The organism is Phytohabitans sp. LJ34 (assembly GCF_052068095.1).
Classification (GTDB): domain Bacteria; phylum Actinomycetota; class Actinomycetes; order Mycobacteriales; family Micromonosporaceae; genus Phytohabitans.
This window is the reverse complement of sequence record NZ_JBQHDG010000007.1, coordinates 315,388-340,273: the sequence shown is the minus strand read 5'-3', so window position 1 is coordinate 340,273 and position 24,886 is coordinate 315,388. Positions and strand designations below refer to the sequence as shown.

Below are 24,886 nucleotides of genomic sequence, written 5' to 3'. Positions count from 1 at the left end.
CCACTATGGACCATTCTTGTATACAGCACGAGGTCAACCGAGCCGCGAAACCGATCACGCGGCTGTGCGGGCACGCTTCGGGTCAGGGTGCGCAGGTGACCGTGCCGCCCGGCGCCATCACGCCCGCGCTGAACCCCTCGCCGCGGTAGTCGCGGCTCGGGGACGGCCAGGTGCAGGTGCCGATCCGCACGATTGCCGGTGCGCCCGCCGCGGCCAGCTGGGGTCGGGTGGTGTCGGCGCGGTCGGGCGGCCGCACGTCCCGCGGACCGCCGGCCGCGGCGAGCACCAGCCCCGCCGCCAGCATCAGCGCGCATCCCGCCGCGGCCACCGCCAGCGGCGGTGGCCGCGCCCGCGTGCCAGGACCGTCTCCAATGGACGGGTCATCCGCACGCCGGCGAAAGACTCTCTCAGGGCGTCCAGCACCTGGTTGTCGGTCATTTTCCACCGTCCCGAGCGTCGATGGTGGCCAGCTGCTCGCGTAGCGAGGCGACGGCACGCGACAAGTGCGCCGTCACGGTGCCCGCCGCGATGTCCAGCACGCGGGCCGTGGCCTGGGTGTCGAGGTCGAGGAAGATCCGCAGCGCCACCACGACACGTGCGTGTTGTACGCGGTGCGGACCACCCACGCTTGCGGGGCGGGTGGCGGCTGACCTTGCTCCACGACGCCCCACGCGCGGGCGAACGCCTCCGCGACGAGATCCTCCGCAAGCGTCCGGTCACCGACCGTGGCCAGCACCGCTCGCAGGCACCCGTCCCGGTACGTCGCGTAGAACTCCGCGAAGTCCTCCTGCCGCCCTCCCACGTCCCATAGACGTCTCAGCGCTCCGATCCGCCTACCTCACCGCCGGAAAGGTACGCAGCGTCGCGAGGCCGCCGTGCGTAAACGCACGGAGGTGGCGATGAGGAACCTGGAGCCCGGCCCCGTTCGCCGCGGGCGCACCTGCGGCACCGACCTGCTGCTCGTCGCGTTGGCGCTCGTATCGCTGATTCTGGCCATCGTGGTGGTGCTGTACCTGGCCTCGCGCGCGCCCGGTTACGACTGATCTTCCGACCCTATGGTGCCGTCCCGCGGCGCCACTCGTCGGCGAGCAGGCCGTAGGTGTAGCCGTCCACCCAGCCCAGCTCGGCGTGCCAGGAGTCGCCGACGCCGTGCTGCTCACGACGCATGCCGACCTTCTCCAGGATCCGCACCGAGGGGAGGTTGTCCGCGAAGCAGCCGGCGGTGATCCGTCGAACGCCCAGCCGGTCGAACGCGTGCGCCACCATCGCGGTGACAGCCTCGGTCGCGTAGCCGTGGCCGCCGTACGCCGGGTCGAAGATGTAGCCCAGCAGCGCCTCCGTCCGCGCCGGCATGCCGGGCTGGCCCATGCCGTCGAGGAGCTCCAGCGAGACGGTGCCGATCACCACGCCGTCGAGGGTCACCGCGACGCTGTGGTCGTCGGGATCCTCGGCCGCCTTCCGCCACACCGCCCGGAGGGACACCGGGTCGACCTCGGTGTGCAGCAGCCACCGGTTGACCTCGGGCAGGTTGCGGTACTCCAGGATCCGGTCGATGTCGTCGTCGCGTACCGGACGAAGCTCGAGGCGTTCGGTGCGTAAGGTGGTGATCCTCATGAAGCTGGACGTTAACCTCCGTACGGCGGCTACACATCCGACTTTCGCGGAACCAGGAGCGCGGACGACACGTCGGAGCGGCCATGAAACGACTCCTGCGGGTCCCGGGCCGGGGTACGGCTACGCGCCCCGTCGTGGCGTTTCTTCGAAGCATATTTTTGCCCATGTCCGCGTCAGCTGCGGACCGTATGCTCCCGCGGGCACCGTTCCCGGCCGGCGGCTCGCAGCGCTCGCCGAAACCCCCGGCCGTCCACTGCCAGGTCCGCGAGACAAGCCCCGAAGGCGGTCTTCGCGGACCCTACCTCCGCTATCCAGACGCAGCGTAACCAGCCTCCTAGATCTCGATTCCCGCGCCGCGCACACCGTCGCGACGGTTACTCGCGGCGACGTAACCCCTGTTGCTTTCCCGGATCCCGATCCGGGAACAGACATTGTGGACAAACGTCGACCCCGCCGGCGCGACCGGCGGCGGATGGGTGAGGCCGCGGGAGCAGCGGTCTGGACCACGACGGACATCGCGGTAGCTCAAACCTCTGTCTAAATAGGGGGTCGAGGCCACCCCGGCTCCGAAAGTCTGTAGGCGGCCGGCTTCAGGGGATCTGGTCGAGGATCCGCTGGGCGTGCGCCGCGGCCAGGACGTATCCGGTGGCCTGGTGGATTTCGAGGGCGGCCCGCGCGTGCCGTGCGGCCGCCTCGAGGTCTCCGCGGGCGAGTTCGGCGAACGCGAGGGCGGTCAGCGCGGCGCCGTGCTGCGTGCGGAGCCCGTGCGCCGTCGCGTCGGCGATGGCCTCGCGGGCCCAGGCCGCTCCGGCCTCGGGGTCGCCCAGGCATCGGCTCGTGTGGGCCAGTCCGATGCGGGCCTTGGTCGCGCTGCGCCGCTGGCCGCCGTCGCCCGTCAGGGCCAGCGCGGTCTGGAAGTGCGCGGGGGCGGCCGCGTACTCCCGGCGTACCAGGTGGACGCTGCCCAGCGCGATGTGCGTCTCGGCCACGACGCGTGGCACGTCGAGGTCACGCGACAGGATCACGGCGGCGGTGGCCATCGCCAGCGCCTCGTCGAGACGGCCGGCGTCGCGGTGCACCGAGGCGAGGTTTGCCATCGCCTCGGCCTTGTCGGCGGACGAGCGCAGGTCTTCGAAGCAGGCGAGCGCCTCGCCGAGCCGGGCCGTGGCCTCCTCCAGCCGGCCCTGCGCCCGGTACACCTGGCCGAGGTTGGCGCGGGCCACCGCGCCCGAGTGCGGTGAGTTGATGCGGTCGCACAGCGCGCACGCCCGCAGGCTGGCGTCCTCGGCAGCCGCGTAGTCGCCCATCTCCAGGTAGGCGCCGCCGAGGTTCACCAGGGCGTTCGCCGTCATGAACTCGTGGCCGCCGCCGCGGGTGAGGTCGAGGACCGCGCGGAACATCGCGGAGCCTTCGGGCAGGTGACCGAGCTCCAGGTGCACTACGCCGGCGTTGCTCAGCGCGGCGGCCTCCACAGTGGACAGTCCGGCGGCATTGCTGATGGCGCGGGCCTGCTCCATCTCGTGCAGCGCCTCCTCGTACCGGGCAAGCTGCCAGGACAGGGTGCCGAGGCTGAGGTGCATCACGGCCTGGCCCGGCAGGTCGCCGGCGCGGACCGCCGCGGCGAGTCCGGTGGCGACCGCGGCCCGCCACTGGTCTGTCGTGCTGTGCGAGTGGAAGTAGCCGCGCAGCGCGTCGGCCAGATGCCACGCGTACTCCGGCAGGATTTCCGCGGCGGCGGTGATGCCCGCGGCCAGGTTGAGCCGCTCGGCGTCCAAATAGGACAGTGCGGTGGTCGCGGAGTCGAACGCCACCGGTGCGGTCGGCTCGGGCGCGGGCCGGCCCAGGCGGGCCAGGTCGGGGTAGAGGACGGCGCCGGCCGCGTCCACGGCCCGCACGCAGTGGTCGAACAGGCGCCGCAGCGCGCAGCGCCGTTCGGACTCCGGCTCTTCGGCGGCGGCCAGCTCGGCGGCGTACATCCGCAACAGGTCGTGCGGCTGGTAGCGGCCGGCGCGGTACTGGCCCAGCAGGCTCCGCGCGGTCAGCTGGTCCATCAGGTCTTCGGCGTCGGCCGGTGGCACACCGAGCAGCGCCGCGGCGGCCGCGCTGGTGATGTCGGCCCCCGGCACCAGGCCGAGCATCCGGAACAGCCGCGCCGCCGGTGCCGTCAGCGCCGTGTACGAAAGGGCGAACGTGGCCCGGACGGCGGCTTCCGGATCGCCGGCGACGGCCAGGTAGCGCAGCCGGTCGCCGGCCTTGAGCTGGCTGATGTACCGCGCCACGTCGGCGTGCGGGCGCCGGATCAGGTTCGCGGCGGCCAGTCGCAGTGCCAGTGGCAGGTAGCCGCAGAGCCGGGCGAGCTCGCTCATCAGCTCGGGCGACTCGGCCGCCACGTCGGGGATCAGCTCCGCCAGCAGCGTCCGCGCCTCGTCCGGCGACAGCACGTCGAGCGTGACCGCCCGGACGTCGTGCAGGGCGGCGAGACCGCGCAGGTCGGCGCGGCTGGTCACGAGCAGTACGGGTCCGGCGATGCCAGGCAGCAGCGGCCGGATCTGCGCCGCGTCGGCGGCGTCGTCCAACAGCAGCAGCACCCGGCGGTCCGCCAGCCTGGCCCGCAACAGGGCCGCGCGCGCGTCCGGTTGGGCGGGCAGGTGCGACGGCTCCAGCCCGGACATGTGCAGCAGCTCGGCGAGCACGTCCATCGGGTCGCGGCCACCGCCGCCCGCACCGGCGAGCCGCACGTACCACTGGCCGTCCGGGAAGGCGTCGCGCAGCTGGTGCGCGATCCGCACGGCCAGCGCGGTCTTGCCGACGCCCGGCGGGCCCCAGATCGCCATCATCGGCACCGCGCTGCCGCCGTCGGCGGGCGTCAGCTCGCGCTCCGCACGCGCGATCACATCCGCACGCCCGACGTGCATACGCAGGTCGAGCGGGAGGGTGGAGAGCGTGGTCCACGACGCGGGCGGCGCCACCGGCGACGGCACCGCGGGCTGGGCGAGGTCCGGCACCGGGCTCACCTCGCCGGCCAGTACGGCCTGGTGCAGCTCGCGCAGCCCGTCGCCCGGCTCGATGCCCAGCTCGTGCCGCAGCTTGCGGTCGATGGTCCGAAACGCCTCCAGCGCGTCGGCCCGCCGCCCGCTGCGGTACAGCGCGAGCATCAGCTGCTGCCAGTACCGCTCCCGCAGCGGGTGTTCCGCGGTCAGCCCGCGCAGCTCCGGGATCAGGTCCGCGTGCCGGCCGCGAGCCAGCTCCACCTCGACGCACCGCTCGGTGACCCGCAGCCGCTCCTCGTCCAGCGCCAGCGCGTACGCGTGCAGGGACTGCGACGACACGTCGGCCAGCGCCCGCCCGCGCCAGAGTGAGAGCGCGGCGCGCAGGGACGCGGCCTCGACCGTGGCGTCGGCCTCGAGCGCCGCCTTGTCGGCGCGGTCGAGCAACACCCGGAACTGGTGCATGTCCAGCGCCGCCGGAGGCACGTTGATGGTGTAACCGTCGCCGCTGGTGACGATCACGTCAGGCCGCCCGAACGCGCGGCGCAGCCGGTGGACATAGGTGTGCACCGCCGCACGGGCACCCGGCGGCGGTGCGTCCGCCCAGAGATGGTCGAGCAGCTCGGACACCGGCACCACCTGGTTGCCGCGCAGCAACAGTGCCGCGAGCAGCACGCGATGCTTCTCCGCCGGTAGCGCCAATGCCGCACCGTCGACCACGGCCCGCAACGGGCCCAGAACGCCGAACTCGACTTCCCCCAGTGAAGTTCCCCCGTGAACGAGCGTCGCTACACGCCCAACCGACTAAATCGAGCCTGGGTAACTTTCGCATACCGGCGCAAGGCATGCTCCCCGCCCCGCGCGTCAGCGGCGCGCAAGCGTTATGTCAGCGCCGGGTGGCAACATCGCTGCGATTCGAGAACCCGACGGAAGGACGAGGTGCGGCATGAACGCTTTCACCTACCGCACGTCGAGCTTCCGTACCTGGCCGTCCGCCGCCGGCGCCGACCGGGACGAGACGGTGGTCGCGACCTGAAGCCACGCCGGCACAAGCGTCCCGGGCCACGATGTGGCGGTGGCCCGGGACGCCCGCTTGCCTTGACCGGTTGCCGGTCAGCTGCCCACCGGTGTCCACTGTGGATCGCGACCCAGGTAGCGCAGCAGGGCGGCGGCCGGGTCGTCACCGGCCTCGGCGGGAAGGGCACTGGCGTAGGCGAACCCGCGCAGCGGTTCGACGGTCGCCTGAGCGGCCGGCATCAGCTGCTCGGCCAGGGCGGCGGTCAGCGGCGACGGCTGGCCGGTCGAGACGGCGACGTCCCAGGCGTGGACGGCGGCGTCGAGGGCGCAGGCGGCGGCCGCGAGAGCCGGCGCCAGCGTCGGCACGGGCGGCAGCGGCGTGTTCACCGATTCGCTGGTCGGGTCGACACCGGCCCAGGCGGCGGTGGCCGCCTCGACCGCCTTCGCGACCGCCTCCTCGACGCCGCCGTCGAGGTGGCGCGGCGGGTCGAACGGGTTGTAGGACGGCAGCGAGCCGGATCCGACGATGGACGCCCAGGCGTGCTGGTCGCCGGCGGCGTGGAACAGCACCTGCGCCACCGTCCAGTCCGTGCACGGGGTCGGGTCGTCGAGCCGCCCGGTGGCGGCGGCCCTGGCGGTGACCTGGCGCAAGCTGTCGAGCGCGGTGGTGAGCACCGTAAATGTCACGTCAACGTCCTTTCAACGGGCCAGCGCGGCGAAGAACTGGCGGATGTCCTCGACGAGCAGGTCGGGTGCGTCGTGGGTGGCCCAGTGCCCACCACGGTCGTAAGTGTTCCAGGCGACGATGTTGTGGTGGTCCCGCTCCGCGAACCGCCGGACGGCCCGGAAGTCGAAGGCGAACGCGGCCAGGCCGATCGGCACGGTCGTCGGCCCGGCCGGCTCGCCGGTCTGCGCGGCGCGGGCGTTCTCGTAGTAGAACCGGGCGGCCGACGCGGCGGTGTTGGTGAACCAGTACAGCGACGCGTTGGTCAGGATGTCCTCGGGGCTGAGCGCGGTGCCGAACAGCTGCCCGGCCCAGGCGACCAGGCCGGCCGGCGAGTCCGCCAGGGCGTGCGCCAGCGTCTGCGGCTGGGCCTGCTGCGAGCGGTCGTGGATGGCGTGCTCGGCGAACGCCTGGCCGAACTGGAGCGCGCCGAAGTCCTCGCCGGTGAGCCCGTCGAATTCGCCGTCCGCCCCGATCGGGAACGAGAAGATCTGCGTCACGTGCACCCCGGCGACGTGGTCCCGGTCCAGCTCGCCCAGCAGCGGGGAGACGATCGAACCGCAGTCGTTGCCGTGCGCGCCGTACCGGTCGTACCCCAGCCGGCGCATCAGCTCCGCCCAGGCCGCGGCGATCCGGTGGGCGTTCCAGCCGTGCTCGTGCGTGGGCCCGGAGAACGTGTAGCCGGGCAGCGACGGGATCACCACGTGGAAGGCCGGCGCGCCGGGGCGGCCGTGCGCGGCCGGGTCGGTGAGCGGCCCCACCAGCCCGAGGTACTCGACGAAGCTGTTGGGCCACCCGTGCGTCAGGATGAGCGGGGTGGCGTCCGGCTGCGCGGAGCGGACGTGCACGAAGTGGATACGCTGCCCGTCGATCTCGGTGGTGAACTGCGGAAACTCGTTCAGCTCCGCCTCCTTCGCGCGCCAGTCGAAGGACGTGCGCCAGCGGTCGACCAGGTCGCGGACGTAGGAGACCGGGACGCCGTACTCCCAGCCGGGCGGGACGGGCGCGCCGGCGCCGCCGGCGACGACCTCCTTCTCGGGCAGCTCCTCCGTCCATCTGGTACGGGCCAGCCGGTCGGCCAGGTCGTCGAGGTCCGCCTGCGGTATCTCGATGCGAAACGGGGTGATCTCGGAATCATGCATGGTGCTCGCCTCTCAGTGAACGTGCTTGACCTGCATAAACGTTCACAGAGCGGGGTTGGGCCAGGTAGTGTCTGCCGCACGATCTCGGCTGTGCTTCGCAGGAGCCATCCGGCGCATGCCGCACACCCCCGCATGCAGATTGCACACCGGTCGAGGAGGGATCCAGCCCGTGTACCCGGCCGGTGACAAGCCGATCCGGCTCGCCACGATCCCGGTCGTGCTGTGTGTCGCCATCTACTGCGCGTACCGCATCGAACACTTCATGTCGTGGGGCGGCTTCGAGTCCGGCTTCGACGCCGCCGAGCGGTTGCTGGGCTCCGCCGTCATCGTGGCGCTCGGCGCCGTGCAGATCGCGTTCGCGTTCCGCCGCCCGTCCCGTTCCCACGCCCTCCTGCTGCTGGCCGTGCAGGTGTTGCTTGCCTACGGGCCGTACCTCGTGTTCGGCGGGCGCTGGAACCCACCGGCGGCGCTCGTCGTGGCCACGGTGCTGCTCACGTTCACCGGCTGGCTGTCGTGGGCGCTGGCCGCGCTGGCCGTGTCGGGCGACCTCGCCGTCCGGATCGCGATCGACCCGGGCCTGACGGACGCCGACGGCGTCGTCCCCGCGCGGGTGGCGTACGCGGTCATCGTGGCCATCGCCAACGGGTTGCTGCTGTTCGGCATCTCCCGCCTCAGCGAACTGGTCCGGGACCTGCACGCGGCGCGGGCCGCCAGCGCCCCGCTCGAGGTCGCGCGCGAGCGGCTGCGCATCGCCCGCCGCCTCCAGGACGAGGTCGGCGCGCGGCTGGCTTCGGTCATCGCGACCTCCCGGCGCCTCGACGGCGAGGCCAGCCCGACTCGCGAGGACGCCGGTGCGGTGGCGGCCGAGGCCCGGCAGGCGCTGGCCCAGGTGCGGACCGTCGCGGACGACTACCGCGACCGCTCACTCGCCGGCGAGGTGGCCGCCGCCCGCACCGTGCTCGCCGCCGCCGGCGTCGACGTGACGGTCGGCTCCGTGCCGGACCGGCTGCCCGCGCCGGTCGACGCCGCGCTGGGCGCGATCCTGCGACGTGCGGTGGTCAACGCCCTGGCCGGGACTCCGCCGCGTACCTGCCGGATCGAGCTGGACGGCTCGGCGTCGATGCGCGTGAGCTTCACCGGCGGGACACCCGGCACGCTGGCCACGGACGGCATCGCCGAGGAGGTCGAGCGGCTCGGCGGCCGGCTCCGGGTCGGGCTCGATCCCGGCGGGGTCGACGTGCGGATACCAACCCAGCCGCACCGTTCGCGGGGCACGCGGAGCCCGCGACCGGTCGCCGCCGCGCCATGGCTGGCCTGGGGGATCATGGCCGTGCTCGAGGTCGACCTCCTCGTCACCACCATCGCGCGCGCACACGACGCGTGGGGCCTGCTGGAGCCGATCTCCACGTCCCGGCTGGCGTGCATCGTCGCCCTGATCGTGCCGCTGAGCCTGCTCCAGTTGCACCACGTCCGGCCACGCTCCAGCAGCGCGCCGCCAGCGTGGCGCTGGACACTCACCCTCCAGATCGTGCTGCTCGGCGCGGCCACGGCCATCGGGGGCACCACGGTCCCGTCCCCGCAGTACGCGGGTGCGGTGGCCGGCGTCGTGCTCTTCCACGTAAGCCGGCCGTGGTCGTGGGCGGCCGCCGGCACGCTTGTCGTGGGCTCCGCGCTGTTCCAGCTCCACCAGTACGGCGTCGACCTCCTCGCCAACCCACCCCAGGTCGCGCTCTGGACGTACTACACGGTGCTCTGGGGGCTTCTCGCCATGGTCGCCGTCGCCGCGCTGTGCCGCCTCCCGCTCGCGGCCGAGCAGCTTGTCGCCGCCCGCCAGGAGCTGACCCGGCTCGCCGTCCTGCGCGAACGGCTCCGGATCGCCCGCGACACCCACGACCTGCTCGGCTTCCAACTCTCCGCGATCGCGCTCAAGGCCGAGCTCGCCGGGCGGCTGGCCGGCACCGACCCGAGCGCCGTGCGCATGCAGCTGGCCGAGGCCGGCGAGGTCGCCGAGGAGGCGCTGCACTCGCTGCGGTCGATCACCGCCGAGCCGGCCGGACTGTCGTTCGCCGAGGAGGTGGCGAGCGCCCGCTCGACGCTCTCCGCCGCCGGGGTCACCGTCGCGGTCGAGCTGCACGCCGCGCCCGCGCCGTCCGCCGAGTCGCCGCTCGCGGTCGTCCTGCGCGAGGCCGTCACCAACGTCCTGCGCCACTCTCGCGCCACGACCTGCGAGATCGAGACCCGCCCGATACCCGGCGGCGTCCGGCTGACCGTCACCAACGACGGCGTCTCGTCGGTCACGGCGGACGCCGCGCCCGGCAACGGCTTGGCCAACCTGCGCGCACGGACGCGCGAGGCCGGCGGCCGCCTGACCGTCCACCGCCAGGACGACCGCTTCGTCCTCGTCGCCGAGGTCGGCACCGTCCAACCCGCCGCCGACCTGTCCACATCCACGGTCCCGGTCACCGTCTAGGGCCGGTGTCCCGCTCACCCCGGCGCTCAAGAGGGCAGCCCTGTCACTGTCTGGGCGGGTATACGGGAGCCCTCTTGGGGCGAGGGCGGCGCCGGAGGTCACTAGGCGGTCCAGCGGGCGGCCAGTTCCTCGGGGCGGGGTGGCGGGCCGGGCAGGGTGCGGGGGTCGGGGTGGCTCAGGCCTTGGAGGATCAGGGCGAGGTAGCGGTGGCGTAGCTCGCCGGTGCGTGCGTCGTCGCCGAGGCGTACCGAGGCGATCTGTTCCAGGATGAGGCCGATGTCGGCGACCTCGATGTCGTCGCGGATGGCGCCGGCCTCGCGTATGCGCTTGATCAGCTGGCGGTTGAGGTCGTCGGCGTGCTGCGCGTCGCGGTACAGCTGCTCGTCGGGGGTGAACGTGCCGGCCAGCCGGATGGTCAGCGACGTGGATCCGGCGTCGATGACCCGGCGCATGAAGCCGGCGAACACCTGCCACGCGTCGCCGCCCGCGTCGAGCTCGTCGACCGCGGCCTGCGTGGCGGCGATGTAGGCGGCGAGGCCGTCGGAGCAGAGCTTGCGCAGCAGCTCCTCCTTGCTCGGGTACCGCCGGTAGAGGGCGCTGATCCCGACGTGCGCCCGCTCGGCGACGGCGGCGATCGGCGCGCCCGGGTCGTCGAGGAAGACCGCCCGCGCGGCCGTCAGGATGACCTCGTCGTTGCGTGCGGCCTGGGCCTTGCGGCCGCTCAGTGGTGTCGACATGCCCCTAGCGTACAGCGGAACGAAAAATTCTGTTCCGCATCTCTGGAACGGATCGTTCCGCTCTGCTAATCTGAGAACAGAACGATCCGTTCCGCAAACATCCGCAGGTAGGGGAGTTAGTCATGAAAGCCAAGAGCGCGTGGGTGGGGCTGTTCGCCATCCTGGCAGCCACGTTGATGAACCTGCTGGACTCGACGATCGTCAACGTCGCGGCCCCCGCCATCCACGCCGAGCTGGGCGGGTCCTACACGGCACTCCAGTGGATCGCCGCCGGCTACACCCTCGCCCTCGCGATCGGGCTGCTGACCGGCGGCCGGCTGGGTGACATGTTCGGCCGCAAGCGGATGCTGATGATCGGCATCGTCGGCTTCGTCGCGGCGTCGGTCGTGTGCGCGGCCACCCCGACGATCGAGACGCTGATCGTCGCGCGGGTGATACAGGGGCTGTTCGGCGCGGTGATGATCCCGCAGGGCTTCGGGCTGATCCGTGACCTGTTCCCACCGGAGCAGATGGGCAAGGCGTTCGGCGTGTTCGGCCCGATGATCGGCCTGGCCACGATCCTCGGCCCGGTAGTCGCGGGTGTGCTGGTCGACGCGGACGTGTTCGGCACCGGATGGCGCATGATCTTCGCGATCAACCTGCCGCTGGGCGCGTTCGCCCTGCTGGCCGGCCGGTACGCCCTGCCGGCCGCGGCGCCCGGCCAGGTCGCCGGCCGCCCGCGCACCCTCGACCTGCCCGGCGTGGTGCTCGCCGCGGTCGCGATGTTCGCCGTGGTCTTCCCGCTGGTGCAGGGCCGCGAGCTGGGCTGGCCGACCTGGACGATGGTGCTGCTGGCCGCGTCCGTCCCGCTGGTCGGTGGCTTCGTCGTCTACCAGATCCGCCGCCGCCGCTCCGGCGCCACCCCGCTGGTCGAGCTGAGCGTGTTCGCCAAGCGTTCGTACACCTCCGGCGTCGCCTTCGTGGTCGTCTTCTTCGGCGCTATCGTCGGCTTCTCGCTGGCCGTCGGTCTGTTCCTCCAGCTCGGGCTCGGCTACAGCCCCACCCGCGCCAGCTTCACGATGGCCGCCTGGGCGGTCGGCGCGTTCCTCGGCTCCGGCTTCAGCGCGGGCTCCGCGGCCAAGCTCGGCCGCCGCATCCTGCACGTGGGGCTCGCCATCATGACCGTGGGCGCCGCCGGGGTGTACGTGGTCTTCGAGCGGTACGGCGCCGAGATCGGCACCTGGACCCTGACCGCGCCGCTGCTCGTCTTCGGGCTCGGCATGGGCATGATCTTCGTGCCGCTGTTCGACATCATCATGGGCGACATCGAGGACCGCGAGGTCGGCTCCGCCTCGGGCATGCTCGAGTCGATCCAGCAGCTCGGCGCCTCGGTCGGCGTGGCGGTGCTCGGCACCGTGTTCTTCGGCATCGCCCGCCCGACGGCCCACGGGATGCTCGACGCGGACACCGCCGTCGACGCGGCCATCGCGGTCACCCTGCTGACCATCGTGCTGTCGGTGGCCGCGCTCGGGCTCGCGTTCCTGCTGCCCCGCAAGGCCCGCGCGCACGCCGCACCGGCCGAGGACACCCGTCAGCCCGAGCTGGCGCTCGCGGCCTGACCACCGCACCGCCTGACCAAGGCGTCCCTCAGGTCGTTCTTACGACATGAGGGGCGCCTTGGTGTGGAGATCCTCAGAACACTGTCCCGGCTCCGCGTCAGCGGCGGACCGCCGCTCCCGCCGGAGACCGCGCGGGCCGGCGGCTCGCGGGCGAGCTGAAATCCCCGGCCCGCGCTGCCAGCCCCGCGGGTCAAGCCCCCGCCCGGCTGTTGCCCTCGCCGCCGATCCGGCAGCAGACACTGTGGACAAAACCCGGACCCCCGAAGGGGTAGCCGCGACCAGCCGCGAAGGGTGAGGCCGCGGGAGCAGCGGTCTGGACCACGACGGACATCGCGGTAGCCCAAATCTCCGTCCTAACAGGAATTCAGAGGCCCGACTCCGACAGGGTCTCCAGCTCACAGCCAGCCGGCCTCGCTGGCCATCCGGATCGCGTCGACGCGGTTGCGGGCACCCAGCTTGGTGACGGCCGCGGCGAGGTAGTTGCGGACCGTGCCGTACGACAGGTTGAGCCGGGCCGCGACGTCGGTCGGGTCGGCGCCGGACGCGGTCAGCCGCAGCACCTCGCACTCGCGTTCGGTGAGCGGGTTGCCGGTGACGTCCAGCGCCGCGAACGCCAGCTGTGGATCGAGGACCTTGCCGCCCGCGGCGACGGTCCGGACCGCCTCGACGAGGTCGTCCGGGGCGGCGTCCTTGCCCATGAAGCCGGCGACCTTGGCCGACAGCGCGCGGCGCAGCGCGCCCGGCCGGCCGACGCCGGTCAGGATCAGCGTCTTGCACTCGGGCAGCCACTGGTGCAGCTGGGCGGCGGCGCTGATCCCGTCGAGGCCGGGCAGCTCGATGTCGAGCACCGCCACGTCGGGGCGCGCCTGTAGGGCGGTCGGCACGATCGCGTCGCCGGTCTCGACGGCACCCACGACGTCGATGTCGTCGGCGAGGCTCAGCACGCCGACCAACGCCTCCCGCAGCATGCGCACGTCTTCGGCGAGCAGCACCCGGATCATGCCCGTCCCCCTTCCGGACATCGGAGCGTACACGCGCGCCCTTACGCGTCGCTGACGTCGCGCTTACGGCCTCAGGCGGGGCGGGACGAGCACGCCGGGGTTGAGGATCCCGGCGGGGTCAAGGGCGGCTTTGGCGGCGGCGAGCGCGGTGGCGAAGACGTCGGGACGCTGCCGGTCGTACCAACGGCGGTGGTCGCGCCCGACGGCGTGGTGGTGGGTGATGGTGCCGCCGTTGGCCGTGATGGCCTCGGAGACGGCGGCTTTGATGTCGTCCCACTGTGCGACGGTGTCTCCCCAGCGGCCGGGTGCGTAGACCCCGTAGTAGGGCGCCGGGCCGTCCGGATAGACGTGGGTGAAGCGGCAGGTGACCAGGCCGCCGCCGCAGACTTCCTGGACGGCCTGCCGCGCGGCATGGGTGACGGCCGCGTGGAAGGACTCGAAGGCGTCCCACGTGCAGGCGGTCTCGAACGTCTCCACGACCATGCCGCGGCGGGCCAGGACGTCCCGCTGGTACGGCATGCGCAGGAACGACGAACGCCAGCTCGCCGCGGCGTCGCCGGCGCTCTCGTCCCGGCGGCGGGTGGACAGTGGCTCGCCGCCGTGGTCGCGGGCGATCTCCAGCGCCCGGTCGAGCCAGGCGTCGATCGGGTGGTCGGCGGACTCGAACGCCAGCACCAGCAGCCCACCGGTCACGGCGGTGCCGGCGTTCAGGAAGGCCTCGGCGGTGTCGAGGAGGCGGCAGTTGGACGGGTACAGGCCGGCCTGGGCGATGTGCCGGGTCGCGGTGACCGCCGCGGTGTGGTCGTCGAACGCGACCGAGGCGGTGATCTGCCAGCGGGGCCGGTCCTGAAGCCGCATCCAGGCTTCGGTGATGACGCCGAGGATGCCCTCGGAGCCGAGGAACAGCCGGTCGGGCGAGGGTCCGGCGCCCGAGGCGGGCAGCCGCCGGGACTCGCTGACGCCGACGGGGGTGACGACGCGGAGGGATTCGGTCAGGTCGTCGATGTGCGTGTAGAGCGTGGCGTAGTGGCCGCCGGCCCGGGTGGCCAGCCAGCCGCCGAGGGTGGAGAAGGCGAACGACTGCGGGAAGTGCCGCAACGTGAGACCGTGCGGGCGGAGCTGGTCCTCCAGGGCTGGCCCGTACACGCCGGCCTGGATCCGCGCGGCCCGGCTGACCCGGTCGACCTGGAGCACCTGGTCCAGCCGGCCCAGGTCGAGGGAAACGGCGGGCGCGTCGAAGCGTGGCTCGACGCCGCCGGCGACCGAGCTGCCGCCGCCGTAGGGGATCACCGCGACGCCGTCGCCCCCGCACCAGTCCAGCAGGTCGATCACGTCCCGCTCGGTACGCGGGCGCGCGACCAGGTCGGGGACGTGGTCCAGGCGGCCGTGCAGGTTGCGCACCACATCCCGGAACGCCTTGCCGTGCGCGTGACCGGCCCGATCGACCACGCCGGCCGAACACAGCCCGGCCAGGGCCGCCGGAGGGCGCACCCGCGGCGCCGGAATCGGCAGCCGGCCCGGATCCGGCGGCGGATGGTCGGTGAGGTCGTGGCCGGGCAGCAGCGCCGCCACCCGCTCGACGAGCGCGCCGGCCTCGGCGGCCGTGGCCGCGTCTTCGACCGTGCCCCAACCCCACCACGAACGGGTCACCCGCCCAGTATTCATCGGCCGATCGTGACGACGCGGGCCCCAACCAATCCGGCGCGAGACGTCGCCAACAAGCATGCCGTCCTGGCCACCTGGCGTGATGTACCGGATGATTGACGGATGTCGGTCGGGCACAGCCGCTCGGCCGGTGCTGTCGCGGTGATCGACCTCGGTGTGCTGCGAGACGGGTCGGAGGCGCCGGGTCGGTCGCCGGCCGGCACGCCGCGCAGGCGCCGGGCGGCCGCGGTGTTGAGCGCCGCCGCGGTGGTGCTGGCGACGGCCGTGGCCGCGTCGCCGGTGCGGGCCGCTCTCGTCGAGCGGACGTTTCCCGGTGTGCCGGCCCGGTCCGACCAGCCCGTCGTCGCGGACACCACCGACGGTCTGTACCTGGTGCGCGCGAACGGCGCCCAGGCCGGCCCGGGGGAGCGGACCATCGTCCGGCACGCCGCGGCACGCGCCGAGCCGGTGTGGCGGAGGTCCGTCATGACGGCCGGTGCGGTCAACACCGTCGACGTCGTCGACGGCACGCTGCTGGTGCTGGCGGACGGCTGGGAGCCGCAGACGATCGCGATGAGCGCGGCTGACGGCCGGGAGCTGTGGCGGCGCACCGGCTGGTGGCGCGAGGCCGGGCCCGGTCAGCTGCTGCTGTCGTATCGGGCGCCCGGCCAGCAGGTGGACATCTACCAGGCCGTCTCGCTGGCCACCGGGGCGTCGCGGTGGTCGGTGTCCGTGCCCTCCAGCGGGTGGGTGCTGCCCGATCGCGACCATCTCGTCCGGTGGTCGGCCGGCGGGCGGGTGGAGGTACGCGACCTGCGCACCGGCGCCGTCGTGAGCCGCGCCCTGCTGCCACCGGAGGAGAACGCCAACGGAGCGGTCAGCGAGCCCGGGGTGCAGGTCGCCGGCGGGCTGCTGCTGGTGGCCGGCTGGGACGGCGCGCGGCCGGTGGCCACCGCGTACGGGCTGGGCCGCCTGGACCGGCGCTGGCGGGCGGACATCGACCTGTCCGGTGAGGCCGTGCAGGGCTGCGGCGAGCAGCTGTGCGTCAGCGGCAGAAACGGCGAATCCGGCGTACGGATGCTCGAACGGGACAGTGGGCGGGTCCGGTGGGCCGACGACCGGTGGGACCACCTGGCCTACACCGGGTCCACGCTGCTCGCGTTCGGCTCACGGCACACGCCACCGCGGATCGCGGTCGTCGACCCGGCGACCGGCCGGCCGATCGGCGACCTCGGGCGGTGGCAGACACCGCGGAAGGTCGGCCACGACGGCCGGATGCTGGGAGTGCGGACGGACCCCGGCACGGGCCGTTCGTGGATCGCCGAGCTCGACCCGGCGGCCCGCACCACACGGGTGCTCGGCGTCGTCGACGGCGCCTTCGCCTGCCGTGCCGGTCCTGGCGCGGTCACCTGCCGGCGCGACGACGGCAGCGTCGGCGTGTGGTACCCCCGGCGCAAAGCCGCCTGAAATCCCCGACTTGCATGTTCACGAACGTCGATGCATGCTGTTTGCAGCGCTGCAAGAGTGGCGGCGCGAGTTTGTACGGCGCGGCACGTCGAAGGGTCTGGGCAGCCGTTCGACGCCGAAATCACTGCGTGCCGTCTTGAGCCGGATTGTTAACGCTAACAATCGTATCCCGGGAAAGGATCTTGTGATGGGTGTTTCCGACGCCCGACGGCGACCTTGGCGCACGGCGGTGATCGCCGTGGCGGGTCTGGTCGCCGCGGTTTCGGCCGTGGTCGTGACGTCGACGACGGCGCAAGCGGTCACGATCGACCCGAACGCCTGGTACCAGGTCGTGTCACGGCACAGCGGCCTGGCCCTGGGCATCGCCGGCGGCTCGACAGCGGACCAGGCCGGCCTGGTGCAGACCGCTCGCGCCGGGCAAGCCAGCCAGCAGTTCCAGTTCGTCGCGTCCGGCGGCGGCTACTACCGGCTCAAGGCCCGGCACAGCGGCAAGGTGCTGGACGTCTGGGAATGGTCCACAGCGGACGGTGCCACCGTCGTGCAGTGGCCGGACCTGAACGGCGCGAACCAGCAGTGGTCGGCGGTGGACACCGACTCCGGGTACGTCAAGCTCGTCAACCGCAACAGCGGCAAGGCGCTGGACGTCTGGGAGTGGTCCACAGCGGACGGTTCGCGGATCTCCCAGTACACCGACATCGGCGGCATCAACCAGCAGTGGCAGCTCGTCAACGTCGGTACCGGCACGCCCACCGCCACCCCCACGACGGGCGGTCCGGTCCGGACGTTCACCAACCCGGTCAAGCGCAACGGACCGGACCCGTGGCTGACCTATCACAACGGCAGCTACTACCTGGCGACCACGACGTGGAACTCGACCATCACCATGCGGCGGTCGACCACGCTCGCCGGTCTGGCCAGCGCCCCCGACCAGGTGGTCTTCAACCTCGCCGGCCGGGCCAACGGCTGCTGCAACATGTGGGCGCCGGAGTTCCACCTGCTCAACGGTCGCTGGTACCTGTACTACGTCGCCGGTCAGAACGTCGCCGACTACAACCCCACGCAGCGGCTGCACGTCCTGGAGAGCTCCGGCACCGACCCGATGGGCCCGTACACCTTCAAGGCGGACCTGGGCGGCGACTGGCAGTTGGACGCCAGCGTCCTCCAGGTGGGCGGCCGGCTGTACCTGATGGGCACGTACAACGCGGGCGGCAGCTTCGGGCAGAGCCTGTTCATCACGCCGATGAGCAACCCGTACACGCTCAGCGGGTCGCGGGTGCGCCTGACGTCGCCGACGCTGAGCTGGGAGCGGCAGACCGGCGCGGTCGCCGAGGGGCCCGAGCCGCTGTACCGCAACGGGCGGACGTTCATCGTGTACTCCGCCAGCGCGTGCTGGGGCCCGGACTACAAGCTCGGCCTGCTCACCTTCACCGGCTCCGACCCGCTCAACCCGGCCCACTGGACCAAGTCGCCCAACCCCGTCTTCCAGCGCAACGACGCCAACGGCGTCTTCGCCCCCGGACACAACGGGTTCTTCAAGTCGCCGGACGGCACCGAGGACTGGATCGTCTACCACGCCAACGACTCGGCCGGCGGCGGCTGCGACATGAACCGCTCCACCCGCGCACAGAAGTTCACCTGGAACGCCGACGGCACGCCGAACTTCGGCACGCCGGTCCGCCTCGGCGTCACGCTGGCCGCGCCCTCCGGTGAGCGCTGACCCCCGGCACCCCCACGACAGGAAGGGGCACCTCTTCATGGGCACCATCACCCCGACGACGCCGGCCCGGCCGCGGCCGTGGCGGCTCCTCGCGGTGGTCGTCACCGCGACCGCCCTGGCCGTATCCGCGGCGGCGATCACCTTCTCCACCGCCTACGCGGTCACCATCGATCCCAACGCCTGGTATCAGGTCGTCTCCCGGCACAGCGGCAAGGCGCTGAGCATCGCCCAGTCGTCCACAGCGGACGGTGCCGCGCTCGTGCAGACCACCCGCACGGCGGCGACCAACCTACAGTTCCAGTTCGTCTCCTCCGGCGGCGGCTACTACCGGCTCAAGGCCCGCCACAGCGGCAAGGTGCTGGAGGTGTTCGAGCTCTCCACCGCAAACGGGGCGAACATCGTGCAGTGGAGCGACCTGAACGGCACCAACCAGCAGTGGTCGGCGGTGGACACCGACTCCGGGTACGTCAAGCTCGTCAACCGCAACAGCGGCAAGGCGTTGGACGTGTGGGAGTGGTCCACAGCGGACGGTTCGCGGATCTCCCAGTACACCGACACCGGCGGCACCAACCAGCAGTGGCAGCTCGTCAACGTCGGCACCGGCACGCCCACGTCCGCGCCGCCCACGAGCCCGCCCGGCACGCCGCCGGCGTCCTACCCGAACCCCGGGCGGGTCACCGGCTCCACCGGCGCCCACGACCCGGCCGTGGTCAAGGCGCCGAACGGGACCTACATCGTCGTCACCACCGGAGACAACCTGCCGATCAAGACCTCCACCGACCGCACGGCGTGGCAGAACGCGGGTGTCGTCTGGCCCAACGGGGCATCGTGGACGACGCCGTACACCAACGGCGGCCGCAGCTTGTGGGCGCCCGACATCTCCTATCGCAACGGCCAGTACTACCTCTACTACTCGGCGTCCACGTTCGGTTCGCAGCGCTCGGCCATCTTCCTGGCCACCAGCCCCAGCGGCGCCGCCGGATCGTGGACCAACCAAGGGCTGATCATCGAGAGCAGCACCTCGGTCAACTACAACGCGATCGACCCCAACCTCGTCGTCGACGACGCCGGCCAGTGGTGGCTCAGCTTCGGCTCGTTCTGGACCGGCATCAAGATGATCCGGCTCGACCCCGGCACCGGGCGTAGATCCACATCAGACACCGCGGTGCGGGCCATCGCCCAGCGGACCACCGCCGGCGGGGCGATCGAGGCACCGTTCATCTACCGGCACGGCGGCTACTACTACATGTTCGTGTCGTTCGACCGCTGCTGCCAGGGTGCTTCCAGCACGTACCGGATCATGGTCGGCCGGTCCACGTCCGTCACCGGTCCGTACACCGACCGCAACGGGGTGGCCATGACCGCGGGAGGCGGCACGCAGGTGCTCGCCGGCCACGGCTCCATCCACGGCCCGGGCCACCAGGCCGTCCTCGGCGACAACGGCGGGGACGTGCTGTTCTACCACTACTACGCCGACAACGGCGCATCGTTTCTCGGCATCAACCTGATCGGCTGGGACGCCGCCAACTGGCCTTACGTCTACTGACCGGCACACGCGGTGCGGCTCGGGTGCGCCCGGCCCGGGCCGAACCGCGCGGTCACCACATGGCGGCGCCGCGATAGCGATTCGGCGAATTGCGCCTCGATCATATGTCTATGCCGAGCCCGTGAACGTTAACAGGCGTCTAGACTTCGCTTCGGTGGTTTTGGCGTCCCGCGAAATGGCCGGAGCGGGACAGCCATGCCGATTCGGGCGGATGGGGGCATCGGCGAGGCGGTGGCAGGAGACTTACGAGAGTCCCGTGATCGGACGGCGCTGTTACACGAGAGCGCCCGCAGCCGGGTAATGCGGCTGTTCCTCAGCGGCGGCAGCGTGATCAGCAAGGAGCCGTTGGGTCCCGACGCCGAGCGGCGGCTGCGACATGAGGCGGCGATCTTGAGTCGGCTCTCCGGCGTCTCCGGTGTCGCTCAGCTGGCCACCGCGCCGGTGCGGCCGGGAGCCATCCTCCTGGCGGACGTCCGGGGCGTCTCGCTGGCCAGCACCGCGGCGCCCTGGAGCGCCGGCGACCTGCTCACGCTGGCCTTGGGCCTGGCGCGGGCGGTGGCCGGGATGCATCACCGGGGCGTGATGCACACGGATATCAGTCCGACCAACATCGTGCTGAGCGGTTCGACACGGGTCCCGTGCCTGATCGATTTCGCATTGGCGACGACGTTTGTGCAAACCCGCCCCGATCTGGCCCCGACCGAGATCGTCGGCACGCTGCCATATCTCGCCCCCGAGCTGACCGGCCGCACCGGCCGTGCCGTCGACCAGCGTGCCGATCTTTACGCGTTGGGCGCCACGCTGTACGAAATGGCGACCGGCCGGCCGCCGTTCGGTGCCGGCGATCCCCTCCAGCTCGTTCACGATCATCTCGCTCGGGTGCCGGCGCCGCCGGCGGAGCTCAATCCGGGCGTGCCGGAAGCGCTATCCGAGATCATCATGCATCTGCTGGAAAAGGAACCGGACAACCGCTATCAGACCGCCGAAGGGCTCGTCCACGATCTGGCCCGGTTACGCGACGGCGCGACCGGACCGCTGCGCATCGGAGAGCGTGACTTCCCGCTGCGGCTGCGGCCGCCCACCCGGATCGTCGGGCGAGACGCCGAGATCGCCGCGTTGGGCGCGGCCTTCGCGGGCGCCGTGGCCGGCCGGAGTTCCGGGGTGCTCGTCTCCGGATCGCCCGGCGTCGGCAAGACCTCGTTGGTCGAAGAGCTGCGGCCCCTCGTGCTGGCCAGCGGCGGCTGGTTCGTGGCGGGCAAGTTCGACCAGTTCCGTCGCGACCTCGAGTTCGACGGGATGCACCAGGCGTTCCGGGCACTGGGCCGGCTGCTGCTGGCGCTGCCGGAGGAAGAGCTGGCGGAGGTGCGCACCCGCATCCTGCGCGCCCTGGGGCACAGCGCCGGCCTCGCCACCGCGGTGACGCCGGAGCTGGCCACCCTGCTGCGGGTGCCGCCGGACCTGGGCGACCCGCTCACCGCCGAGGTCCGGGCACAGCGCAACTCGCTGGAGATCCTGCGCGCCGTGGCGTCGCCGAAGCGGCCGGTGGTCCTGTTCGTCGACGACCTCCAGTGGGCCGGGCGCACCCCGCTCGGCCTCGTCGACACGCTGTTGAGCGGGCAGGAGACGGTCGAGGGTTTGCTGCTCGTCGGCGCGCACCGCGAGGTCGACGCCACCCACCCGCTGGGCGCCATGATCTCCGGATGGCAGGGCCTGACGGCCGGGCCGCAGCGGATCCATCTCGGTGATCTGCCGGCCCCGAGCCTGGCGGTGCTGGTGGCCGACATGCTCCGCATGGACGCCGGCGACGTCGCCGAGCTCATCGAGGCGCTGCTGCCGCGGACCAACGGCAATCCATACGAGACGGTGGAGCTGCTCAACGCGTTGCGGCGTGACGGCGTGCTGCGCCCCGCCGACAAGGGCTGGGAGTGGGACGCCGCCGCGCTGCGCCGTGGCGACGGGCCGGTAGACCTGCCCGACCTGCTGACCGCGCGGGTCGCCGCCCTCCCGTCAGCCACCCGTGGCCTGCTGGAGGTCATGGCCTGCCTGGGCGGCCGCGTCGAGCTCAGCATGCTGCGAGCGGCGACCGACCTGCCCGCGTCGACGGTGGGGGAGCGGCTCTCCCCGGCGGTGGAAGACGGACTGCTGGTGACGGAGGGCGCCGCGCCGGACGTCGTCCGGTTCCGGCACGACCGGGTCTGGGAAGGCGCTCTGGCATACCTGCCGGCGCCGCGGCAGCGCGCGGTGCGGATGCGCCTGGCCAGGCGGCTGGCACCTCAGCCGGAGCTCGCCGCCGTCGCCGCACAGCAGTACCTGCACGTCATCGACGAGGTGGAGGATCCCGCCGAGCGCCGCCGGGTCGTGGAGCTGCTGCGCCGCGCGGCCGACGAGGCCCGGTTGGTGAGCAACCACCCGGTCGTGGAGAGGCTGCTCTCGGCCGCGGTGCGGTTGGCCGACCCCGGCGACACCGCCTGCCTCATCGCGCTGCACACCGGCCGGCTCGCCGCGCTGTACGGCCTCGGCCGGCTCGACGAGGCCGACGACATCTACCGCGTCATCGACGGGCTGGCCACCGATCCGTTGCGGCGCTTGGAAGCCATCCTGGTCCACGTGTCCAGCCTGGCCAACCGGTCCCGCCCGGCGGAGGCGGTCGAGCTCGGCCTCGACGTGCTGCGGCGACTCGGCGTGGGCATGCCCGAGCCCGACCTGCTCGAGGCCGAGGTCGAGCAGGGGCTCGACACGCTGTACCGCTGGCTGGACCAGACCACCGAAGCCGACGACCTGGCCCGGCCGGAGATCGCCGACCCGGCGCTGCTGGCCGCGGCCGCACTGATCAACAGGATGATTCCGGCGGCGTTCCAGAGCGACCCGGCCACGATGGTGTGGCTGGTGCTGCGGGCCGTGCGGATGTGGGTCGACCACGGCCCCGGCCGCACGCTGGTGGGTCCGGTCGCCCACCTGCCCTTCGCGACCACCCGGCGGCGGCAGGACTACCGCACCGGATACCGGATGATGCGCCGCGTCCTCGCGGTGAGCGAGGCCCGCCGGTACGAGCCGGACACCGCCCAGGCGCGCTTCCTGTACGCGTTCGCCGCCGGGCACTGGTTCGCCCCGCTGGAGGAGAGCGTCGCGCAGGCCCGCCGCGCGTGGGAGGGGCTGCTGCAAAGCGGCGACATGCAAAACGCCTGCTGGACCGCCAACGTCCTGGTCTACGCGCTGTTCGACTGCGCGCCGTCGCTGGACGCCTACGTCCCCGAGGTGGAGGCGGCGCTGGCCATCGCCCGGCGCACCGGAAACGACCACAGCGCCGCGCTCACCCAGCCGTACGCGTGGCTCGTGTCCACGCTGCGCGGCACGCCGGTCGACGAGCCGGTCGGTGTGGCCGGCCACCTCGCCGGCAATCCCACCCTGGCCAGCAACGTCCACATCACCCGCGCGCTCGCCGCCCTCCTGCTCGATGATCCGGCCGAGCTCGACCGGCACTCGGCGGCGGCGATGGAGCTGCTCCCGTTCATCGAAAACCTGTACCTGTCCGTGCCGGCGTACCTGACCCGGGCCCTGGCCGTCGCAGGCCGGGTCCGCGCGGCGGACGCCGGCTCGGAAGCACACGCGTCGTCCCTGGCGGAGCTGGACGCCGTCGCCGGCTGGTGGGCGGCGCGGGCGGCGGACGCGCCGGCCAACTTCCAGCATCTACTCCGGCTCGTCGAGGCCGAGCGCGCCTGGGCGGTGGACGACTTCCGCGCCGCCGTGTCGGCCTACGACGCGGCCCAGCGGGACGCCGGCGCGCGACGCCCGTGGCACCGGGCACTCATCGCCGAGCGCGCCGCCCGCTTCTACCTCGCCCACGGCCTCGAGCACACCGGCACGGCGCTGCTCGCCGAGGCGTGCCGCGCCTACCGGGATTGGGACGCGGCCGCGAAGGTCGAGCAGATCCGGCACGCGGTTGGCGACGGACTCCGTCCGCTGCCGGCGGCCGCGTCCGCGGGCGACGCCCCGGCCCACCGCGCCAGCATCATGACCGGCGCGATCGACCTGCTCGGCATCCTCGCCGCCTCACAGGCCCTGAGCTCCGAGACCACCGTCGACGGGCTGCGTCAACGCGTTGTCGAGGTGCTCTCCACGATGACCGGCGCCACCGGCGTCCAGCTGCTGCTCTGGGACGCACACCACCACACCTGGTGGATGCCGGCGGCCGGCGCCGAGGGCGCCGCGATCTCCCTCGACGAGGCCGGCCAGCGGCGCCTGGTGCCGCTGTCCGCCGTCCGCTACGTCGAACGGACCCGCGAGCCGCTCGTCGTCGGCGACGCGCTGACCGACGACCGGTTCGCCCGCGACCCGTACTTCAGCGACCACGGATGTTGCTCGCTCCTGGCCGTCCCGATCCTCAACCGCGCCACGCCGCAGGCGTTGCTGCTGCTGGAAAACCGGCTGATCCGCGGCGCGTTCTCCGCCGAACGCCTCGACGGCGTCATGCTCATCGCCGGGCAGCTCACCGTCTCCCTTGACAACGCCCTGGTGTACGCGTCGCTGGAACGCAAGGTGGCCGAGCGCACCCGGCAGCTGGCCGTCGCCAACGAACGCCTCGAACAGCTGAGCGCCACCGACCCGCTCACCGGCCTGGCCAACAGGCGCCGCTTCGAAGAAGTGCTCAACACCGAATGGGACAGGGCCATCTGGGCGGAGAGCCCGCTGGCGCTGGCCATGATCGACGTCGACCACTTCAAGCTCTACAACGACCACTATGGACACCCGGCCGGCGACGAGTGCCTGCACCGGGTCGCCACCCTGCTCCGGCGGCACAGCCCGGCGGGCCATCTGGTCGCCCGCTACGGCGGCGAGGAGTTCGCCGTCATCATGCCCGGCACCGGCATCGGCGCCGCGTACGAGACGGCCGAGCGGCTCCGCGCCGCAGTCCTCGCCCTCGCCCTGCCACACCACATGGTCGCCGCCCGCGTCGTCACGGCGAGCATCGGCGTCGCCGCCGCCAACCCGTCAGCCGGCACCACCGCCGACGAGCTGGTCGAGCGCGCCGACGTCGAGCTCTACCGCGCGAAGCGCGCCGGCCGCAACCAGGTCAAAGCCGCCGGCTAGCAGGTCAGCTGGGGCTTTGAGTGGGGTCGCCGTGGCCTCGAACCTTGATTCGAAAGCAGATTCGAGCTACCGCGACGTCCGCCGTGGTCCATGCCGTTGCTCCCGCGGCCTCACCCGTCCGCCGTTGGTCGCGG

The 24,886-nt window shown here is 72.4% G+C and carries 17 protein-coding genes; 7 read left to right on the top strand and 10 right to left on the bottom strand.

Features of this window, described 5'->3' with window-relative positions; translation table 11 throughout:
* Window positions 1–82 precede the first annotated feature (82 nt).
* The 3 genes from ACTMTJ_RS15615 to ACTMTJ_RS15605 form a co-directional block, all read right to left on the bottom strand.
* Entirely contained in the window at window positions 83–304 is a 222-nt protein-coding gene (locus ACTMTJ_RS15615; protein ID WP_441217117.1) for a hypothetical protein, read from the bottom strand.
* A gap of 130 nt (window positions 305–434) precedes the next feature.
* Window positions 435–581 carry a hypothetical protein gene (locus ACTMTJ_RS15610; protein ID WP_441217169.1) on the bottom strand — a complete coding sequence of 49 codons (147 nt, stop codon included), beginning with the start codon at window positions 579–581 and terminating at the stop codon, window positions 435–437.
* Entirely contained in the window at window positions 512–736 is a 225-nt protein-coding gene (locus ACTMTJ_RS15605; RefSeq protein ID WP_441217168.1) for an RNA polymerase sigma factor, read from the bottom strand. Before ACTMTJ_RS15605 ends, ACTMTJ_RS15610 begins: the two co-directional genes overlap by 70 nt.
* Window positions 737–899: 163 nt before the next feature.
* Here ACTMTJ_RS15605 and ACTMTJ_RS15600 point away from each other — a divergent pair, with 163 nt between their 5' ends.
* Window positions 900–1,043 carry a hypothetical protein gene (locus ACTMTJ_RS15600; protein ID WP_441217116.1) on the top strand — a complete coding sequence of 48 codons (144 nt, stop codon included), beginning with the start codon at window positions 900–902 and terminating at the stop codon, window positions 1,041–1,043.
* Between the two features lie 10 nt (window positions 1,044–1,053).
* Here the strand turns inward: ACTMTJ_RS15600 and ACTMTJ_RS15595 are convergent, their stop codons facing one another.
* The 4 genes from ACTMTJ_RS15595 to ACTMTJ_RS15580 all read right to left on the bottom strand — a co-directional run bounded on the left by ACTMTJ_RS15595 (window position 1,054) and on the right by ACTMTJ_RS15580 (window position 7,484).
* Window positions 1,054–1,614 (bottom strand): GNAT family N-acetyltransferase, encoded by a 561-nt coding sequence (locus ACTMTJ_RS15595; RefSeq protein WP_441217115.1) that lies wholly within the window; start codon window positions 1,612–1,614, stop codon window positions 1,054–1,056.
* Between the two features lie 590 nt (window positions 1,615–2,204).
* Window positions 2,205–5,276, bottom strand: a complete 3,072-nt coding sequence (locus ACTMTJ_RS15590; protein WP_441217114.1) for a BTAD domain-containing putative transcriptional regulator — start codon at window positions 5,274–5,276, stop codon at window positions 2,205–2,207.
* Window positions 5,277–5,714: 438 nt separating this feature from the next.
* Window positions 5,715–6,305, bottom strand: a complete 591-nt coding sequence (locus ACTMTJ_RS15585; protein WP_441217113.1) for a TIGR03086 family metal-binding protein — start codon at window positions 6,303–6,305, stop codon at window positions 5,715–5,717.
* Window positions 6,306–6,317: 12 nt separating this feature from the next.
* Window positions 6,318–7,484 (bottom strand): epoxide hydrolase family protein, encoded by a 1,167-nt coding sequence (locus ACTMTJ_RS15580; RefSeq protein WP_441217112.1) that lies wholly within the window; start codon window positions 7,482–7,484, stop codon window positions 6,318–6,320.
* A gap of 169 nt (window positions 7,485–7,653) precedes the next feature.
* Here ACTMTJ_RS15580 and ACTMTJ_RS15575 point away from each other — a divergent pair, with 169 nt between their 5' ends.
* Window positions 7,654–9,954: a sensor histidine kinase gene (locus tag ACTMTJ_RS15575; protein WP_441217111.1), complete on the top strand. Its 2,301-nt coding sequence runs from the start codon at window positions 7,654–7,656 to the stop codon at window positions 9,952–9,954.
* Window positions 9,955–10,055: 101 nt separating this feature from the next.
* On the opposite strand, the gene ACTMTJ_RS15570 is transcribed toward ACTMTJ_RS15575, so the two are convergent.
* Window positions 10,056–10,691, bottom strand: a complete 636-nt coding sequence (locus ACTMTJ_RS15570) for a TetR/AcrR family transcriptional regulator (RefSeq protein WP_441217110.1) — start codon at window positions 10,689–10,691, stop codon at window positions 10,056–10,058.
* A 122-nt stretch (window positions 10,692–10,813) separates the two neighbouring features.
* Here ACTMTJ_RS15570 and ACTMTJ_RS15565 point away from each other — a divergent pair, with 122 nt between their 5' ends.
* Window positions 10,814–12,289, top strand: coding sequence for an MFS transporter (locus tag ACTMTJ_RS15565; RefSeq protein ID WP_441217109.1), 1,476 nt, complete (start codon window positions 10,814–10,816; stop codon window positions 12,287–12,289).
* A 395-nt stretch (window positions 12,290–12,684) separates the two neighbouring features.
* On the opposite strand, the gene ACTMTJ_RS15560 is transcribed toward ACTMTJ_RS15565, so the two are convergent.
* Both ACTMTJ_RS15560 and ACTMTJ_RS15555 read right to left on the bottom strand, forming a co-directional pair.
* On the bottom strand, window positions 12,685–13,290 hold the full coding sequence (locus ACTMTJ_RS15560; RefSeq protein WP_441217108.1) for a response regulator transcription factor: 606 nt from the start codon (window positions 13,288–13,290) through the stop codon (window positions 12,685–12,687).
* Between the two features lie 63 nt (window positions 13,291–13,353).
* Window positions 13,354–14,955, bottom strand: a complete 1,602-nt coding sequence (locus tag ACTMTJ_RS15555; RefSeq protein ID WP_441217107.1) for an FAD-binding oxidoreductase — start codon at window positions 14,953–14,955, stop codon at window positions 13,354–13,356.
* 102 nt (window positions 14,956–15,057) lie between these two features.
* Between ACTMTJ_RS15555 and ACTMTJ_RS15550 the strand changes: the two genes are divergently transcribed.
* The 4 genes from ACTMTJ_RS15550 to ACTMTJ_RS15535 all read left to right on the top strand — a co-directional run bounded on the left by ACTMTJ_RS15550 (window position 15,058) and on the right by ACTMTJ_RS15535 (window position 24,752).
* Window positions 15,058–16,401, top strand: coding sequence for a hypothetical protein (locus ACTMTJ_RS15550; protein WP_441217106.1), 1,344 nt, complete (start codon window positions 15,058–15,060; stop codon window positions 16,399–16,401).
* Between the two features lie 187 nt (window positions 16,402–16,588).
* Complete coding sequence (locus ACTMTJ_RS15545) at window positions 16,589–18,118, top strand: family 43 glycosylhydrolase (RefSeq protein ID WP_441217105.1); 1,530 nt, start codon at window positions 16,589–16,591, stop codon at window positions 18,116–18,118.
* 37 nt (window positions 18,119–18,155) lie between these two features.
* Window positions 18,156–19,664, top strand: a complete 1,509-nt coding sequence (locus tag ACTMTJ_RS15540; RefSeq protein WP_441217104.1) for a family 43 glycosylhydrolase — start codon at window positions 18,156–18,158, stop codon at window positions 19,662–19,664.
* A gap of 300 nt (window positions 19,665–19,964) precedes the next feature.
* On the top strand, window positions 19,965–24,752 hold the full coding sequence (locus tag ACTMTJ_RS15535) for a diguanylate cyclase (protein ID WP_441217103.1): 4,788 nt from the start codon (window positions 19,965–19,967) through the stop codon (window positions 24,750–24,752).
* The last annotated feature ends 134 nt before the right edge of the window (window positions 24,753–24,886 follow it).